Raw genomic sequence first — 18,689 nt, forward strand, 5'->3', positions numbered from 1 at the left:
AGAAAAGAGCTGTTTCACTTTAAATAATTTAACCTTTTGAAACAGCCTCGTATAATAATGGAATATTTTACATTCCTTTTTATTTAATTAGGTTTGAATAAATAGTAAGCAATTGTTCAGCAACTACATCATGGGAATGGTACTTCTCTACGTATTTTCGCCCTTTAATTCCAAATTCTCTGCTTAGTTTCGGGTTATCAAGCAACATTTTCACTTGATCGTATAACGTATCAGGATTACTATTAATAATGGGTAATTCAGCGGGGAAGGTAGTAATAAGATCATCAAGAATATATGTCAGTACCGGTTTACCTAATGCCATTGATTCTACACTAAGTAACCCATAAGATCCACATAATACCTGATCAATAATAATATCAGCTTCTTCATAAACCTCAATGACGTCCTCATGCTTCATTTTCTCAATTCTTCTATACTCAAAGTCGTATTTCTCTTTAAGTTTTTCTAAAGTGCTTTCTATATAAGACGTCCCCTTAAAGTCTGGATTCGTGGGTGCATGAAGTATTAATGGCTTTTCCTTTTGGATTGGTGGATATTTGGGCTGAAATTTCGTAAGGTCAATCGCAATTGGTAGAACATGTACCTTTTCATAATAATCTTTTACATATTCGTATACTTCATAATCTTGTACAATTGCTTCTTTAATATACTTTGTAATTTTTATTAATTTTTCATGGATATCTTCATTTGGTGGCGAATCCCCTGTATATACATAAGGATTTCTTGATTTAGCTTGCTCATGAAACCTTACATCATTTCCCCAATGATGCATGATCATTTTTTTATTTCTTCTTTTTATTTCTGGCAAATCTGTAAAATCAGGACATAGTGTGGTACCGTAATGAAAATGAAACAGGTCAAAAAAGTCAATAATCTCTTTATTCATACCACTAAGTTCATCTTGATTCATATTCACAAGATAGTCTTTATAATCAAGATAGGAATGAAATGTATTAAAACCAATTGAGTAATGCCCCTTTCTATACAGGGCACTGCTCAAAATTCCCATTTGACCAGCAATTTCAGTCGTCCCGTGAAAAACTTTCATAATTCTCCTCCGGTTTTAAGCCAATTATACGTCTTTTCAATTCCCTCTGTTAAGGAATGAGTAATTGTCCAATTTAATTCTGTTTGAATTTTTTTAGAATTAATACTTCTCCTCTGAACCACATCGACTTTTCGTTTTGGCATAAATTGAAGGTGAACTTTTTCTTCCCCACTTGCATTATGAACTACTTGTGCAAGTTGAATAACACTTGTTTCATTGCCTGTTCCAACATTATATACAGATCCTATCGCCTTTTTATTCGAAGCTGCTAAATATACAGCTTTCATTGCATCTTCAACATACGTAAAATCTCTTGTCTGCTTCCCATCACCATAAATAATCATTGGTTTTTGATTCATTACCGCTTCAAAAAATTTTGCTACTACTCCGCAATATGGATTCTCAGCAAGTTGACCAGGCCCATATACATTTGAAAATCGTAGAATCGTTATAGGTAGTTGATACAATTGATAAAATACATTGCAGTAATGCTCCATGGCAAATTTACTTGCTGCATAGGGAAGTTTTATATTATAGTAGGATTCTGGAGTTGGTAAAATTGGAGCCTCACTGTATATAGAAGTCGTTGAGGCATAAATAAACCTCTTTAAACTCTTGCAGCATTCTTTTGCTTTCTGTAGGAGTAGATAACCACCGTATAGGTTTGTTTCAAAATCATTATTAAGATTTTCGACTGATAAGACAAGATTTTTGCAAGCAAAATGGAAAATATATTCAACATTAGGAAGAACTTCTTCTAATATTTCTTCATTGGTAATACTATCTTTATAAAACGTTATATTCTCAGAGTTTGGAATTGCAGCCATGTTTCCTGTTGATAAATCATCAATTATAAAGATATGATCACATAAAGGCATTAGACTTTTCACCAATTGTGAACCTAGAAACCCTGCTCCTCCTGTTACAAGAACCTTTCCAAAATTCATGACCTTATCCCTTCCTTTCTTTCATATCTGATGTAGAAAAAGAGGAAATTGGCAATTCGACGACTTTCTTAGTTAGGTCCGCTTTATACATAGCAAATATTATTTCAAGAGCTTTCTTTCCTTCTATTCCGTCTATAAGTAAGCTCTTATCCTGAGATTTTAAGGCTTCAATAAAGTTTTCATACATATAAATCTGTTCATTCTTATCTTGTAATAGGGTATCCAATTCATACATATCAGTTTCCTCACCTTCTATATACCAATGGCTAATGTTATTAAGAGTTGGTCCTTCAATACAAATAGTCCCTTTTTCACCAAAGATGGATAGAGCGTAGCCTATATTATGTGGCTTCGTAACAATATTAGCCTCAATAATACCCTTTGCGCTTGTTTTAAAATCCAATATACCTAAAGCAACGTCCTCCGTCTCTTTTAAAGTAGATTCGTAACCTGTTTCACCATAAACTGTTTTAACCTCTCCAAGAAACCACTGAAGCAAATCTATAATATGAATTCCTTGATTGATTAACATTCCCCCATCACTTTCCCATTTGCCCCTCCACGTAGCAGAAGTAAAATAGTCAGATGACCGGTTAATCCTTAATGAAGCAACCCCTACATTTATTTTTCCTATTTTTCCTTCATCAATAATCCTTTTGATTTTTTGCATCAGTGGCCGAAATCGAAGTTGATGACAAATCATTAATTGCCTTTTTTGAATTTCTGCTAAATATATTAAATCGTTAGACTCTTCGATAGACAGTGCCATTGGTTTTTCTAAAATTACATGTTTATTAAAACAAAGTGCTTTTTTGGCCATCTCAGAATGCAATCCAGAAAATGTGCAGATAATAATAACATCAATCTGCTGCTCAGCAATCATATCTTCATAGTTATTAAAGAATTTTATTCGATGAGTATAACCCGATTGTGTTTGATAAAAACTCCTTGCCTCATCCATACGCGATTCATTTAGATCACTTATTGCAATTAAACGAGCATCTTCACACCTTGCTAAAGCATTTAAATGTTTTTTTGATATATAACCACAGCCAACTAAACCAAATCTAATTACCATTTACTCCTCCCCTTTTTCAAGTATGACTGAAATAATTTTATCTTGCTCATTCTCTGTTAAAAAAGGATGCATAGGAACGGCAAATAGTCCCCTAGATAACGATTCCGCCACCGGAAAATCGCCTTTTTTATAATTAAGAAATGAGTACACTTCTTGTAAATGTAAACATTGCGGATAGTATACTCCTGTCTGAATTTGTGCATCTAAAAGCCTTTTCATATGTTCCTTTCGATTCTTAGAATTAATGCAAAATAGGTGATAAATATGAGTTCGATCACTTGCTTCAAGTGGTAATTGCAAATAAGGGGCATCCTTCAGATGTTCCCAATACCTCTTCGCGAGTTTTCTTCTTTGTTGATTCCACCCATCGAGCCTCGGAAGGATTACTAGTAAAATAGCAGCGTGTAGTTCATCAAGTCTACTGTTATAACCTATTCTGTCGTGAAAATACTTTCTTGTTGTACCATGAGTACGAAGTTTTCTAATTCTTGCTGCTAGGTCCTTGTCTGAAGTTGTAATGACTCCACCATCTCCCATCGTTCCAAGATTTTTTGTTGGAAAAAATGAAAAACATGCCGCATCCCCTAAACTCCCTACTTCTCTATTCTTATAGGAGGCTCCAAATGCTTGACAGGCATCTTCTATTATATAAATACCGTATTTTTTCGATATTTCGGAGATTTCATCCATGTCAGCTGGTTGCCCGAACAAATGAACAGGAATAATTGCCTTGGTGGCTGGAGTAATCTTTTTTTCAATTTCTTTTGGATCAATATTGTAGGTAAAAGGGTCTATATCTGCAAATACCGGTCTAGCACCAACCCGTGATATTGCTTCAGCACTTGCAAAGAACGTAAATGGGGAAGTAATTACTTCATCACCTTCACCTATTCCTAAAGCATCAAGTGTAAGAACTAGAGCATCTGTACCATTCGCAACAGTTATTGCTTCGTCGACTCCAATTCTTCTTGCAATATTTTCCTCAAGTTCCATCACCTTTGGCCCTAAAATGTAATGCCCACTATTAATAACTTCATTTATTTCTTGTAAAATCTCTTCTTTCACGCTTTGAAACTGCCGCCCTAAGTCAACTAGATTAAGCATTTCTTCTTCTCTCCTCATTTTATATTCACGTAATAATTTACTTTCATAATCTATGACTTTTATATAAATTGGGGAACGGCTACTGACTATTATTTATTTCACATTTTTTAAGTTAAAAGATTTCTTTCTTTAAAAGGAAAGTATATGGGAAATCATATTAGGCAATTCGCTTTGATTAAAAAGCGTATTTTTATAGTTATTGGGTAGTTTGTCCCTGACAATCAAGTCTTTAAAGCATATTTTAAGTATGTAGTAAATTTTATGAGATGAGGTGAGCTATTTAATGAGTATAGACGATCCACAGAAAAAAAATCAAAAAATTGCAGTTATTGGTCAGGGTTACGTAGGTTTACCTTTGTCAGTAATGCTTGCAGAAAAAGGGTATCATGTAATTGGAGTGGATAATGATCAAAATAAAATATCCATGCTTCATAAATCTAAAAGTTATATTGGTGATATAGATGACAATAGATTAAAAAAAGTGGTGGATAATGGATGTTTTCGTGCAACAGCTAATTTTAATGTTCTTGCAGATGTAAATTCAATCATCATTTGTGTACCCACCCCACTAACAAAAGAAAAGACACCTGATTTAAGTTATATCATTAGTGCGGGAACTGAAGTTCAAAGCAGATTACAAAAAGGACAGTTAGTCATTCTAGAAAGTTCAACATACCCAGGTACAACGAAAGAAGTATTATTACCAATTTTGGAGAAAAGCGGATTACAAGTTGGCACTGATTTCTATTTGGCGAATTCACCAGAAAGAATTGACCCAGGTAATCATAAATTTAAAGTGGAAGATATCCCTAAAGTAATTGGGGGAATTACCAAGAATTGCTTGAATGCAGGTTTATCATTCTATAGAGAAGTCTACCAAACGGTAGTACCAGTTTCTTCAACAGAATCTGCTGAGATAACTAAACTACTTGAAAACACGTTCCGTTTTATCAATATTTCTTTTATAAATGAGATAGCCATACTATGTGACCAATTAAAGGTTAACATATGGGAAGTCATTGAAGCGGCTTCAACTAAACCTTATGGTTTTACCCCGTTTTATCCAGGCCCTGGAATCGGTGGGCATTGTATCCCTGTTGACCCTTTTTATCTTCAATGGAAACTTGGCCAATTAGAAACGAGTAGTGAATTTATCACATTAGCAGATAAAACAAATCAAAGAATGATTGATTATGTTGTAAATTGTACAAAAAACCTTTTAAATCCCGTTAAATCCCTTACCTCCGCTAAAATTCTTATTTATGGTATCACCTATAAGAAAGATGTAGCAGATACACGGGATTCGCCAGCAATTGAAATTATAGAACGATTTAAACAGGTTGGAGCTAACGTTTACTACCATGATCCATATGTACCTTCAATATCAATTGGGAATCATATTTTTAAAAGTACGAAACTTACGGAAAACATTTTACGCGAAATGGATTGTATCGTCATTTTAACTGACCATTCCGAACTACCATTAGCCAATATTTTAACGTACAGTTCGCTTGTTTTTGATACTAGAAATATTACAAAAGGTCTACATGGCAAAGGTCAAGTTATTCGACTAGGGGAAGGCAATCTATAAACGTAGTTTGTGCCAATATTTAACCATTCAAAGCGATACTTCAGTCACTCGTCAAAATTATAAAACCTCTCATCCTAACCCTAATTTGATGAGAGGTTTTGCTTTAATTATTTCCGTACTTTCTTACACCCACAGCCGCCAGATTTTTTCTTAATTTGTTTGGTTTTATTAGAGGAAGAAAAAACCCTAACGCTGTCTGAAGGTTTTTTCTTAGTATTGTTATCCATTTTAATTCCTCCATAGATTGATATAGTATTAATATATGTCCTTTAACAAATATTGTTTTCCACGTTCTGCCTATTTTTTCTTCTTTTCATGTATGAGATTGTGAAAGAACCATCCATTTTCCAAGCCTACTGGTTTGCTTTCCGTACGTGATTTCTCGACTTTTTTAATTGGTTCAGTTGATCTTTTCTGTTTTGCTTCATCCATATTAGATGAAACAAACTGTTGTTTTAGCAGCTCATTTTCTGAACGTAGTTGGTTAATTAGTTCCCTTAATTTTTGGTTTTCGAATAGTAATTTTTCCTTTTTAATGGATTTATATTTTGATAGCTCCGATTGTAAATGGATAATTTTTTGTTGTAAAATTACTGGATCTCTCGAATTTCGATTCACTGTATACCCCTCCTTCAATATGTCGTGACTCTATATAAAATATTGAATCTACATATCATATGAGCAAAATTCCGCTATTGTCACAGCACACTTGACTATCTAAAACATACTATACAGTAGCCCCAATACCCAAAGGGTTATTACAACAAAAAGGAGGAACACACAAGTGGATTCAAAGCATCATAACCATCATAAAGACACAGAACAAGTTTGTATACTGACTAGGAAAATATATGATTGGATCACTCGCCAGATTGACGTAAACCTTTCATTCACAAGACATTTACCTGTGAAATTCAAATGTAACGGTCAAACAGAGCGCACACTAGAGGAACTTTGTGAGTTTCTAGACCAATTTCACAACGTATCCGTTAATTGCTTTTTAAGTGATTCAATGGGTAATCCAGTTGAAGCTGGCTTCCAAAATGATAATCAAGTTACTGTTCAAGAGATCGGGCAACGCCATCCAGTTACTGTAACATTACCTAATGGTGAACAAGTAACTCTTCAAAGGGTAAAAGTTCTAATTAGAGGCTTTATAACAGTAGAAATCCTAGATGAAATGGATCATGTTGTATGTATGACAAAAAAGCCAATTCCTTTCGTAACGACTCAAACATTCTTATTATGTGCTCCTGAAGGAACAGAACTTAACGTCCATGTATCATTAGCTGAATGTGATGCAACTTTAATTTGTGAGTCAGATATCCACCAACTAGATATCAACCTTACTCTATGCCTAGAAGTTCAAACTGAAGCTGATGTGAAACTAGAAATCGAAGCTAGGCACTGTCAGCCACGTGAAGAAATCCTAGAAGAAGTTGTATTATGTCCAACAGAAAAATTCCCACCCCAATGTCCAGAAGTTTTTCCTGCTCATCATTAATAAGCACTGGTTAAACTAGACTGTTGAATCATCAGCAGTCTAGTTTATTTTTGTTGCGTACAAAAACACAATTTCTACGTTTCTTACATACCTTGTAATGGAGAGGAGGGAACCCATTTGAAACCAAGACAGCAGCAAGGGCGTCAGGAGGATAAGATCCAACTGAAGCAGCGTATTATTCATTATCAATCTGAAATTGTAGCCTACGAGCACAAACTGAAATCTCTTCAAGCAAGTATTGAAAAAGAAAAGGTACGAAATCAATTTTTACAGGAAAAATTGTATTCAATTGAGGATCAACAATTGGAGACTTATCAAAAGGAAATCTATGAATTAAAGGAAAAACTTACACAACTTGAAGTCGAGCTTGAAGAGGAAAAAAAACGCTCAACACAGCTTCAACAAAAAGTCGTTTCAGCTAAACATTTAGACGTAGCACCAAAGGAAAAACCTGCTAAAACCTTTGCGAACATTCAAGCCTATTTTGCTCATTCAATCCTTTTTCCCAAAAATGAAGATGAAAATGTAACAATTATAGGTGATTTCATTATTAGAAATTCTGGTACTTGTAACTTAAACGATATTATTGTTTGCATCAAAATAACACCACATGATGCTGGTACACTCAGTGGAAAAATAGCAATAAATAATTCAAAAAACTTGTTAGAGTCGGATATTAATTGGATTTATCTACATGAAAACTGGAAACAGAAAATTAAAGAAAATGGCGAATATTGGATAAAGTTTACTAATTCAGACTCACTGAATCCAGGTGAAAGTATTATCTTCCCACAATTTGATATTCGTTGTTCGATGAATAAAAATAGTCAATCGGTTGTTGTAGATGGTTATGTATATTGTAAGGAAATTCCAATGGGAACTTTTTCTTTTAATAAAATTATAATAAACTTTTAAGAAGCTGTTTTACTTTTAACAGCTTCTTAAAAGTTTAAATTTTCGCGTTCCTAAGACACTATATACTTCATCAAGTTGGAATCACCTATAAGAAAACAATACGTACAGTTAATATGAGGAGGAAAATAGAGGTTGATCCTTTCACCTATCTCAATTCGAATGAAGCGGGCGGTATCTTACCTTAATAAAATCACTTATTAATTTTGCTAATACCATATCTCGTCGGCATACTAAATAATCAACAACTCGTTTTTTATCATCATCTGTAATACCCCAGTCGTCAGGAGTGAAGGCAACAATCTCGTTTAAAAGATGGATTGGAATTGATTGGATTAAGGAAAGCAGGTTGTAAAATTCCTTTTCGTCTTGAATAAAGCTTGCAATTAATTCATGTGCTGCACTTTTCATCAGATTTCTGGAATAAGTCGGAAGGTTTATACTTTCCCATGCAAATGAACCAAACAAATCAGCATGATCTATAATAATTAGCTTATGTTTACCTTCTAATTCTTCTTTAAAAAGAACATTTTTCCTTGTTCGATCTTGGTTATATAGCCAGTAATCCATGATAATAATTCCAGCAAGTTGTTCTAGGTTAATGATATTAGGGGAAGTTAGTTCATGTGCATTTTTACAGTTTGGAATATACTCAATAGCAAATTGTGTATCTGTATATTTTATAAATTTAGCGTCGGTTAACTTACTTAATTGGCTTTCTGGGATTTGTACAAATCTACTAGCTGGAACTGGCAACTGTAAATAACGAGCAATAGAATATCCAATCCATTCATTAAAAAGTATCTTTTCCTGTCCTTCTTTTATAAATTTCACAATATACTTCTTACCATTATCAAATGAAAACAGGTGAGCATTATTAGATTTCCCTTCAAATAATTGGTGATATTTAATTGGTTGAATGTCGAGCACCTCCATGCAGTTCTTGAAGTAATCTGACATAGGTTTCTGCACATACAGAAATTGAAAAACAGGACTCTACCCGTTCCCTAGCATTATCCGACAATATTTGATAATACTCAGGTGCTTCCATGATTTGATAAATTTTATTTACTGCTTCTCTTGCATTTTCCTCCTTATATAATAATCCGGTCTTTCCATCCTCTATTATTTCTGGGATTGAGGAGATCCCTGGTGCAACTACTGGTACTCCGCAAGCCATTGATTCTATAAATGTGTTTCCAAAAGATTCACCTTTGGTGGTAGCAATTGTACAACCACCAGATTGTTTAACTTTTGAGTACATATGTGGCATCTCGTGATATGGGACAACCGGATACCATTTGACAATATCGGTGAGACTATTTTCATACCAATAATCTTCAAATTCATCACGTTGAACACTGTTTGCTCCACCGATAATCCAAATTTCAATGTCTACTCTTTCATTTTTAATTAAATGGGCAATCTCCATTAGTAACTTCCAGTTTTTACGACCATCTAATCTTCCAATATAGGCAACTACCTTTTTTCCTTCAGAAGGAATAGGTTCAATATTTAAATGGGTATCTTTAGGACTCAGTGGTTTAAAAAACTCTGTATCAATTCCGTTAAAAATTACCTCATAAGGTGCCTTTGAGTCAATTAAAATCGACGTTAAGCGTTTTTGGTGAACGGAGGGAACTATTATACGTTCAGGTTGGACATAATCAAAATCAGGAAGGTGTCTATTTAATTTGATAATCTCCGGGGTCCTCGCCTCGATTAATACAGGGCCTTTGAACTTTGCTTTTCTAATCCACTTGTAGCCCTTTTTCGTGTCACAAACAATGATCACATCATAATTGTTTTTTTGTATGATCTCGATAATTTCCTTTTCATCACTTGTAAGAAAAACATTCGCAACATCTTCCATAATATGCATTCCACCAAGATCTTTAACATACATAAAATCTGTTTGGATTCCGTATTTTTTGAAATAGACTGCGCGGTTACGCCAGCCCGCATTTACACCCCCAACAGTTAATAGGCGCCAAATAACTAATACCTTCAAATTTACCCTCCTTTACATAAATACACCAACTTATCAATAACTCACAGTTTTCATTTTAGAAGCGTAAACTTTCATTTTTTGCTGACCTATTTTATTTTGTAAGCTACTTTCTTTTTTACTTTTCTTTTTCTTAGTGTATATATACTCACGTTCAAGCTCTTCTATATTTGTTTTAACATATTCTAGATCCATTCCTCTTGCGATTAAGGTCCTAATCCATTGCTCTTTATGAACCTTTCTAACTAAATCTCTAATTTTTGAATTCCATTCTTTTTTTCCTGTTAATAATATTTTTGCTTCTTTTTTTAATTTCTTTGGGTTTATATCTTCCTGCGAAAAGTATTTTTCGTGTAATAAGGATGCATATTTTTCCATCTCTATATAATTCTGCCAGTCTTCGAATAACTCTGGTGCCATTTCTCTTACATACTCTAAAAACATTTCTTTATATTCATTTCCAAGACTATTTAGTAATTTTCGTGGATATGGGTAGACGCGATTTCTCCATACCGTCGTACCAACATCCAAGACCTTTAAACTCCCATCATCCTGAACAAAAATATGCCGTTTATGATGATCAATTCTTTCAAGTCCAATTTTCTTGAATGTAATTAGTAGGTGTATTAGCTTTTCTGCTAAATTTTTTGTTAAAGGCTGTGATTGCAAATATTCTCGTAAATCAATTCCATAAATCATTTCCATAGCAATATATTTAGGCCCGCTGCAAAATACCTTTGGAAAAACACTTGTATTTTGTCCTAGAGATAACGCATAAAGCTCTCTTGCACATACATCTTCCTCACCATATACTTTTATACATACATTATCATTCACTTGAAATACGGCTCCATGTACCCCTTTACCAATGAGATTAAGCAATGTACCATTTTGAACCGTAACATCAGAGTTTTCATTCGCTTGAACATTGATGTTCATTACATAGTTCTCTATTTCTAGACAGTTTACATTCACTTGATTATCCAATATTCATCCACCTCGTATCGTTTTTCAGTTATCTTTTAATAAAAAATGGGGTAATGTAATACAATTTTTGGTTAGTTTGTATTCCTCCTTTATCATTTTTTTACAGTTCCTAATTTCCACTATATGGTATATGTCTATATTTTGTATGGACAGGAGTGTATAAAAAAAAAAATGTGTATTTATCCTATCCAACTAATTCAATATTTTTATTACACATGTCTCGATAATCGATGCGAGCCCTGCGATTCCAAAAATTAGAATTAGAGGTTCGGAGACGGGAAAATAATGTTCATAAAGAATATAAAGAAATGCTGTAGCCCAAATACCTGTACACCAGTAGCAACTTAACAACTCTCCGATCCACTTTTTTAAACCAGTTCCTTTTATGTGTATAAATTCTTCAACCGTACCATCTGGCAACGTCTCTTCAAACACCTCATGAAAAGGTCTACGAATAATCTCAGTAACTTTATCAAAAACTATAAGCCTTGTTAGACGAAAACTTGCTAATCCTAACAATACAAACTCAAAAACATTCATTATATCTCCTTCCTCTCAGAAACCGACAAAATTGAAATTATAAACTGGCACCATTTACTACTTAATATAAAATATGGTCACCACGGATGATACATGATGACCGTTTTTGTTTTTTTAAGTTTTTCCAACGCCTTCATAGTAGAAGCCAATTTTTTTAAGTTCAAACTTGTTTAGGGAATTTCTTCCATCAAATACATATGGCTGTCTTACAGCCTGTTTTACCTCTCTCCAATCTAACTGTTTATACTCTTTCCACTCAGTACATAACAGCAATGCATCTGTGTCAGAAACTACATCGAGGATATCTTTATATTGCTTCACCTTTTGATTGGATAATGTAACTATTGGATCATGTACCTTTACTGAACATCCTCTACTCAAAAGTTCATTAATTATTAATAAGCTAGGTGATTCCCTTGTATCATCGGTACCTGGTTTGAAAGCTAATCCTAAAACTGCAATGTTTTTTCCTTCCAAACCACCAAGAACTTGCTCTACCTTATCTAAAAAATAAAGAGGTTGTGACTTGTTTATTGTCTCAACTTTGTTAAGAATGCTTAGGTCCATTCCTTGATCTTGTGCAATAGTAATAAATGAACTGATGTCCTTTGGAAAACACGAACCGCCATATCCTAACCCTGCATTTAAAAAATATGGTCCAATGCGATGGTCTAAACCAATTCCTTTTGAAATCTCATCGATATCAATTTCTAATTTGTCACAAAGCCGTGCAAGTTCATTAATAAAGGATATTTTCAATGCTAGAAACGAATTGGAGGTGTACTTTATAAACTCTGCGGCATTTGGCGTAGTTTCGATTAAGGGGGCTGTTTCACCTTCATATAATTTCCTCATCATATTTACTGCTTTTTTGGTTAAACAGCCAATCACCACTCTGTCAGGAAATAACGCATCGTGAAGGGCTGACCCTTCCCTTAAAAATTCAGGATTTGATACAATATCAAATGGCACCTCATTATTTTCAGATTTGATCCATTCTTTTATTTTAATAGTAGTACCAACTGGCACTGTACTTTTATTAACAATTACCTTATAATCATTGATGCTTTTTCCAATTATTTTTGCCACAGCATTTACTGCGCGTAAGTCTGAACTGCCATCGGTGTTTTTTGGAGTTCCCACACAAATAAAAATGAAATCATTTTGTTCAATTGCCTTTTTTGCATTTGTTGTAAATAAAATATTCTTTTGAGTAAGATGTTTAGTTAATAATTCTTGTAGCCCTTTTTCGTAAAAATGAAGGTTCCCCATTGAAAGTGCTTTTACCTTACTTTCATCAATATCAAGGCCAGTAACCTTATGCCCTTTCTCACATAAAACCAACCCGGTGGTGGTTCCAACATATCCTGTCCCAACGATTAAAACATTCACATTACTCCACCTTCTCTTCCGTTTGTAATGTGTATACCTTTTGTACTAGATTTATATATTCAGCTTCTTTACCTATATCAAACCGCTCACTGTCAACCTCAAGTCCATAAGCAGGTTCTTCTTGTAGCATTAGTTTGATTGCATCGGTTAATTGAACTTCTGATTCGACTCCTGGTATTGTTCTATCTAAGAAGGTGAAAATATTGGGCTTTAAAATATATCTTCCTGTTACAGCAAGGTTAGATGGCGGATCTTTTTTCGGCTTTTCAACAATATCATAAATTTTATATAATCTGCCTTTTTCCCGTTTCTCTATCTTAACAACCCCGTAACTTTTAAGATGCTCCTCTTCAACCTTTTGTAAGGCGATTACATTTTTTTTGTAATTTTTATAGAAGTCAATCAACTCTTCTAGCGGATTCTTCTCTTTAGAGAGGTATATCTCATCAGGAAGTAAAATAGCAAAAGGTTCATTACCAACAAAATCCTTGGCCAATGAGACTGCATGCCCTAATCCCTTTGGATAATATTGCCTCGTATAATAGATTTTTATATTTGGAACCTTTATTGTATCGAGCAGATGTTGTTTATTTTGCTGTTCTAAAAACGTTTCCAATTCTAAAGATCTGTCATAATAATCAACAATTATATTTTTTGTACGCGAAACAATCATTAGAATTTGTTCAATTCCAGCTTTAACTGCTTCTTCAACAATGTAATCAATAGCTGGTCGACCTCCAATTGGGAGCATCTCTTTAGGAAGTACTTTTGTAATAGGTAATCCCCTTGTTCCAAACCCTGCAGCAGGTATAATAGCCTTTTTAATCATTTACTTGTCTCCCCCCTTCTGTTGTTATTCCAATTTATTCAAATAATACTCTTGGGGAATTTGTCCTTATAAGAAAGGGGCCAGAAAATGAAAAAAAGCATATATTTCGAACCCTCTTCATTTTTATTTTTGTTTATTTTGAACAAAAAGCCCTGCGTTTTAACTTCCCTTCTATGTTTCCCTCACTTGGTTACTATTTTCTTATTAATAAAAACCCCTAGATTGTGATGGTGTTTGCTGACTTGACCTATAGTGAGTGACCGAAATGCCAATATTTATGGATCTATTGGAAACCAGTATTATTTTTATTTACAGTCAGGTTTACTGATACAATTTTATTTCTATTAAACTTAATTGCTATAAATATTCAATTATTGCACCAACATTTTTTGATTAAATTAGTTCTCCGTATACAACTTTTACTGGTGTTGCATTAGCCATAGTTGTATGGATGGAACGAAGAATTCCTTTCATTGATTGAACAGGGCCCGAGAGACGGTAAAGTTCTTTTAAAGAAACCTTTTTCCCATTTATGATATAACGCTGTTTTGTTACTTTGACCATGCCAATTACGTCTAATCCCTAATCAACAATGTCCTTTAAAGTGGAGGTAATGTAAACCAAGAATCCATTAGGACATAACTGGCTGCTATCCCACTAGCTAACGCACGTCTGATCATGTCAGGGATTTGTTCAGGCTCTGTTTGTAGGGCAAATTCTCGACAATTATAGACGAATATGCGTTTATAAATATGTTCGGGGATTCCCTTAATCCGGGATTTCTTGGAACTAACTAAAGAAATATCAATAGGCATGAATGTGTAGCCATCTGACCAACTCAAAGTTTTATAAGAAAACCTTTAAAGGAACGCATTTTAAGAGATGCGTGATCAAAACAACGTGCAAGTAATTCAACCGTTTTCCATGAATAAAAAGAGCCTGACCCCCAACACAGTAAATCATTACTGCGCTAAGGGTCAGGCACCAGAATAAAAATTTTAGTGAACCTATAAAAAAGAGCCATAAGGAATATCCTTGTGACCCTTCCATCATTACTAAAATCTGAGTACACAAGAGATAGCGTCGTATAAAGTCTACAGATGCAAATGTCTAGTTTACAACAAATTCAATTATAACTGGAGTTCCTGGACTTAGTATGTCACCATCTGGAATAGTGATTGATGTTGTCGTAACTGTAGAGACGTCACCTGTTTGGACCATCCCATTTAGATAAAGGTTGAAATATGCAAAGGATCCAGGAAATGCCGTAGCGGCTACCCCCTCGTCATCTAGAAATGATGTTGCATCAATTGCAAAGGTCGGACCTGTACCAGTACCATCCCCAATTGAAGCAACAAATCTCATTCCATTTAAAAATGGTTTAATAATAGGCATACTAGTATCACCTCACTTTCATTCTATAATTTATTCAAGTTGAATTAAAAAGAATGGATTAATCTAGTGGTAATATCGCATATTTTAAATGATAATTTGAGCAACATATGATACATACTCCAATGTAATAGGTGTTCCAGAATAAATAGTTTCACCTTCATCATTTATATTTAAGGCCCCTGAACTCACGCTATACAGACTGCCTGGTTGCAATATTCCATTGATATAAAGGTGAGTGTAGCTATTTTGACCTAATATAGGAAATCCGGTGATGGTATCTCCATTATCATCACTTAATAGCTCTGCTGGAATATCTTGAGGTGTTTGAATATCTGAACTTACGATATAAAAATATCTTTGACTAGTAGGGATGATAAGGATTTCTGAGATTTCAGCTGCAGGTCCGGTTACTCCAGTTGCTCCAGTAGCTCCGGTTGCACCAGTAGCTCCCGTAGGACCTGATATCCCATTCACTTCTGCCGAAAGTAATGCCAAATCGTCTACAAGAACATCTGCACTACCTTCCATAGGTATCTTGTTAACAATAACAAGTGCCTGGCTTGCTCCTGGGGGCACAGTTGTTGTATTTCCATAGATCTCCACCCAATCGTCATTTTCTACATCAGGTAGCCTGTCCATAGGTAAATTTAGAATTAACCCATTTCCCAAATAATTAAATACTTCATCATAGTAAACAACAGAGATACTTACAAGCGGACTAGGTGCTGTTCCTTTTTTCGAAAGTGAAACAAGAAACTCAAATTGCTCTCCGGCTTTAACAGGAACAAATTGAAAAATGAAAGAATTTGCGTTACCTCCTAACAATCTTACGGAAAAGAAACCGGAATGTGAAAACTCACTTGTAATCTTACCATTTATTCCAATCCATTGGATAAGAGAACCAGTTTCAAAGCTACCATTATCGATTCGATCATCGATAGACAATTTTTAATACCTCCTTTTCCTCCATCTAGTTAATTGGCTAATATATACTACTTTGTAAAAATTATAAAGTATGCTTCATACTATGTATAAGCTCTTTTGTTGACAGGACTCTTTTATCTGGTATTACACACAAATTTCATTCAAAACGAAAAATAACTATCTAAATCTAATAATAAGCAACTCAACTTTTCGCACCTAGAAAAATATGATGGGTTTAAGCGATTGTAATTCTTATAGGTCTTGAAGTACGATCATTGACAGGAAAAAAAGTATAAAAAAACACCTCATCTTTTGGTATAGTTGATTTTTCGAGAATCACATAACCATACAGAAGAGGTGCCTCATATATGATAACGAATTAGTCCTGCGCCAGTTGTAATGTACTCGTTTATACTATCTGGCATTAACAATTGTACATAGAACTCCAAATAGTGAAAGCTGTCACCATTTAATTTTACGTGCTTTCCCCATACTCTTTATCTCTTCATTTTTTGAAATAATGAATCTGTTCTGACCCGCTTAGGCGGCTTAATAAAGAATAAGACTAGAACAGCCGCTAGAGCAGAAATACCGGCGACTGAAAAAAACAAGATATCATGTGAAAGCTTCATTAAAATGGCAAAAACGGGTGGTCCAACAGCAACTCCAATGAAACGGGCACTACTATAAATTGAAGTAATCGTACCTCTTTCATCTTTTTCAGTACCATTCGTGATAAGCGCATCTAGGCTTGGAAGAGCAATACCGATACCTATTCCACAAATGACAAGGGCAGCGATAAAAATATACAGATTTTCTGTATAACAAATCCCAAAAACAGCAATTGTTGCTGCAAAAATCCCAGAAAATATAATCCATTTAATCGCGTTTTTATCGTCACCAAGCTTCTTTCCGGTAATAAATGATGCAAGGCAAAGCGCTCCAAGCGGAATGGCAAGAATCAAGCCTTTGATAACCCCATCAATTCCATACTTTTCCTCCAAAATTGACGATAAGAAAAAGAGCATCCCAAAAAGAATATAAAAACAAATCGCTCCGACGATAAAAATGGAAATCAGCCATCGTCCTTCTTCCTTAAGAGTGCGCTTAATTTTCTTCAGAAAAAAAGAGAAGCTTGTGGTATCCACTTCATTCTTCTTTGGAGTTTGTACAAGAAATAGAATCAAGAAAATGGAAATCAAACAAAAAATAGGAAAAGCAAAAAAAGGCATATACCAAATCAACGCTGCAAGTATCGCACCTAAAATTGGACTTAATACCTTTCCAAATGTGTTTGATGTTTCGATCAATCCTAGTCCTGTATTCACATCTTTCTCACTTTTGCACATATCACCTACTAGCGGTAAAACAATTGGGGAAGCACCAGCAGCTCCAACACCTTGTAAAAACCTTCCGATTAAAATAATCAAAAATGGACTTTCAAATAGCCAGGATGCTAGTCCAGCAATTAATCCCCCTACCCCTGCAATTATTAAACTTGGGATAATGACTTTCTTTCTTCCGATTCGATCAGAGAGAAAACCAGCGATTGGGATTAAAATGATGGCTACAATCGAATAGATCGTTATGATTAAACTTGATTGAAATGGTGTGATATCAATTTCTTTTTCCATTATCGGTAGTATGGGAATAAGCATAGAATTACCTAAGGTCATGACTAATGGGATAGATGCTAGTGAGAGCACTCCCCATTTCTCCGTTTTTTGCATTTCGCCTATCTCCTTCGGAATTCTAATTATTTATATCAAGATTAACCTATCCTTAAACACCTCTTACTATGCAAAAAAGGGAGTTTTTTGATTTGGATTACATAGCAAGTTCTTTCAGATGTACCGGTAAGTGAAAAAGATTGATTTTTAATTCGTTATATCTCAAACGTATTCCTTTTGTTATATGGATTTATTTTATCGTTGGTGAACTATATTTTTTGTATAGGATAAGTTGTGGGGATGAATTTTTAGTAGTATTTACTTCGGTAGTAGAGCTGGATGGGGGTTTTTCAATGGCGCTTGCTCTGATCCCAAACCTTACCAAGTTAATGGTCATTGCATTTTTTCAACAATGAGCTGTTATTTGGATTTTTTGTTCTGAAAGTTATGCAGGTTTTCTATCAATCATAAATGTAAAACTGAAACTTTTGCATATTTGTCACTATATAGCGTTTCGGATAAACGAATTGATAATTGTTTCATTAACAATTTTATGGGTTGAGTTATGGCATGGGTTAAAGAGATATTTATATATGTTTATTCTTCTAATTATTGTTTTTAATGCATCTTTAAACTGGGTAAATTCATTTCGAAAAAGTGCTAAAGCATGAAACGACTTATCTGATAAGATTGATTAGCCGTTTCTTATTTTTGAGGGTTAATAAATTTATTTCCATAT

17 protein-coding genes and 1 pseudogene are annotated in these 18,689 nt (G+C 34.3%); 3 read left to right on the top strand and 15 right to left on the bottom strand.

Features of this window, described 5'->3' with window-relative positions:
- Positions 1–79: 79 nt before the first annotated feature.
- From DZB84_RS04515 to DZB84_RS04530, 4 genes are read right to left on the bottom strand one after another with little or no spacing between them, the layout of a single operon-like run.
- On the bottom strand, positions 80–1,069 hold the full coding sequence (locus tag DZB84_RS04515; RefSeq protein ID WP_116351074.1) for a glycosyltransferase family 4 protein: 990 nt from the start codon (positions 1,067–1,069) through the stop codon (positions 80–82).
- A complete protein-coding gene (locus DZB84_RS04520; protein ID WP_116351075.1) occupies positions 1,066–2,016 on the bottom strand; it encodes an NAD-dependent epimerase/dehydratase family protein in 951 nt (316 codons plus the stop codon). Before DZB84_RS04520 ends, DZB84_RS04515 begins: the two co-directional genes overlap by 4 nt.
- A 4-nt stretch (positions 2,017–2,020) precedes the next feature.
- Entirely contained in the window at positions 2,021–3,094 is a 1,074-nt protein-coding gene (locus DZB84_RS04525; RefSeq protein WP_116351076.1) for a Gfo/Idh/MocA family protein, read from the bottom strand.
- Entirely contained in the window at positions 3,095–4,198 is a 1,104-nt protein-coding gene (locus DZB84_RS04530; protein WP_116351077.1) for a DegT/DnrJ/EryC1/StrS family aminotransferase, read from the bottom strand.
- A gap of 283 nt (positions 4,199–4,481) precedes the next feature.
- On the opposite strand from DZB84_RS04530, the gene DZB84_RS04535 reads away from it, so the two are divergent.
- Complete coding sequence (locus DZB84_RS04535; protein WP_116351078.1) at positions 4,482–5,789, top strand: nucleotide sugar dehydrogenase; 1,308 nt, start codon at positions 4,482–4,484, stop codon at positions 5,787–5,789.
- Positions 5,790–6,086: 297 nt separating this feature from the next.
- Here DZB84_RS04535 and DZB84_RS04540 read toward each other — a convergent pair whose 3' ends face one another.
- Positions 6,087–6,407, bottom strand: coding sequence for an NUDIX hydrolase (locus tag DZB84_RS04540; RefSeq protein WP_116351079.1), 321 nt, complete (start codon positions 6,405–6,407; stop codon positions 6,087–6,089).
- A 166-nt stretch (positions 6,408–6,573) separates the two neighbouring features.
- Here DZB84_RS04540 and DZB84_RS04545 point away from each other — a divergent pair, with 166 nt between their 5' ends.
- Positions 6,574–7,293, top strand: coding sequence for a BMQ_0737 family morphogenetic spore coat protein (locus DZB84_RS04545; RefSeq protein WP_116351080.1), 720 nt, complete (start codon positions 6,574–6,576; stop codon positions 7,291–7,293).
- A 117-nt stretch (positions 7,294–7,410) separates the two neighbouring features.
- Positions 7,411–8,208 carry a hypothetical protein gene (locus DZB84_RS04550; RefSeq protein ID WP_116351081.1) on the top strand — a complete coding sequence of 266 codons (798 nt, stop codon included), beginning with the start codon at positions 7,411–7,413 and terminating at the stop codon, positions 8,206–8,208.
- A 150-nt stretch (positions 8,209–8,358) separates the two neighbouring features.
- Here DZB84_RS04550 and DZB84_RS04555 read toward each other — a convergent pair whose 3' ends face one another.
- From DZB84_RS04555 to bcbE, 10 genes and pseudogenes are all read right to left on the bottom strand, one after another.
- Positions 8,359–9,165, bottom strand: a complete 807-nt coding sequence (locus tag DZB84_RS04555; RefSeq protein ID WP_116351082.1) for a HipA family kinase — start codon at positions 9,163–9,165, stop codon at positions 8,359–8,361.
- Entirely contained in the window at positions 9,113–10,216 is a 1,104-nt protein-coding gene (locus DZB84_RS04560; RefSeq protein WP_116351083.1) for a glycosyltransferase family 4 protein, read from the bottom strand. Before DZB84_RS04560 ends, DZB84_RS04555 begins: the two co-directional genes overlap by 53 nt.
- Positions 10,217–10,249: 33 nt before the next feature.
- Entirely contained in the window at positions 10,250–11,200 is a 951-nt protein-coding gene (locus DZB84_RS04565; RefSeq protein ID WP_116351084.1) for a protein kinase family protein, read from the bottom strand.
- A gap of 192 nt (positions 11,201–11,392) precedes the next feature.
- Positions 11,393–11,740 (bottom strand): DUF1360 domain-containing protein, encoded by a 348-nt coding sequence (locus tag DZB84_RS04570; RefSeq protein WP_189655144.1) that lies wholly within the window; start codon positions 11,738–11,740, stop codon positions 11,393–11,395.
- A 114-nt stretch (positions 11,741–11,854) separates the two neighbouring features.
- Positions 11,855–13,132: a UDP-glucose dehydrogenase family protein gene (locus tag DZB84_RS04575; protein ID WP_116351086.1), complete on the bottom strand. Its 1,278-nt coding sequence runs from the start codon at positions 13,130–13,132 to the stop codon at positions 11,855–11,857.
- A gap of 1 nt (position 13,133) precedes the next feature.
- The gene (locus DZB84_RS04580) at positions 13,134–13,961 is read right to left on the bottom strand and encodes a UTP--glucose-1-phosphate uridylyltransferase (protein WP_116351087.1); all 828 of its coding nucleotides are present in this window, start codon (positions 13,959–13,961) and stop codon (positions 13,134–13,136) included.
- 408 nt (positions 13,962–14,369) lie between these two features.
- Positions 14,370–14,883 (bottom strand): annotated as a pseudogene (locus DZB84_RS04585) (transposase); the annotation flags it as partial.
- A gap of 188 nt (positions 14,884–15,071) precedes the next feature.
- Positions 15,072–15,356, bottom strand: coding sequence for a DUF4183 domain-containing protein (locus DZB84_RS04590; RefSeq protein ID WP_116351088.1), 285 nt, complete (start codon positions 15,354–15,356; stop codon positions 15,072–15,074).
- A gap of 84 nt (positions 15,357–15,440) precedes the next feature.
- A complete protein-coding gene (locus tag DZB84_RS24705) occupies positions 15,441–16,301 on the bottom strand; it encodes an NTTRR-F1 domain (RefSeq protein WP_142759827.1) in 861 nt (286 codons plus the stop codon).
- 476 nt (positions 16,302–16,777) lie between these two features.
- Positions 16,778–18,010 (bottom strand): bacillibactin exporter BcbE, encoded by a 1,233-nt coding sequence (bcbE, locus tag DZB84_RS04600; RefSeq protein ID WP_116351090.1) that lies wholly within the window; start codon positions 18,008–18,010, stop codon positions 16,778–16,780.
- Positions 18,011–18,689 lie beyond the last annotated feature (679 nt).

Origin of the sequence: Bacillus sp. HNG (assembly GCF_003400205.1) — a bacterium.
GTDB lineage: Bacteria > Bacillota > Bacilli > Bacillales > Bacillaceae_L > Ferdinandcohnia.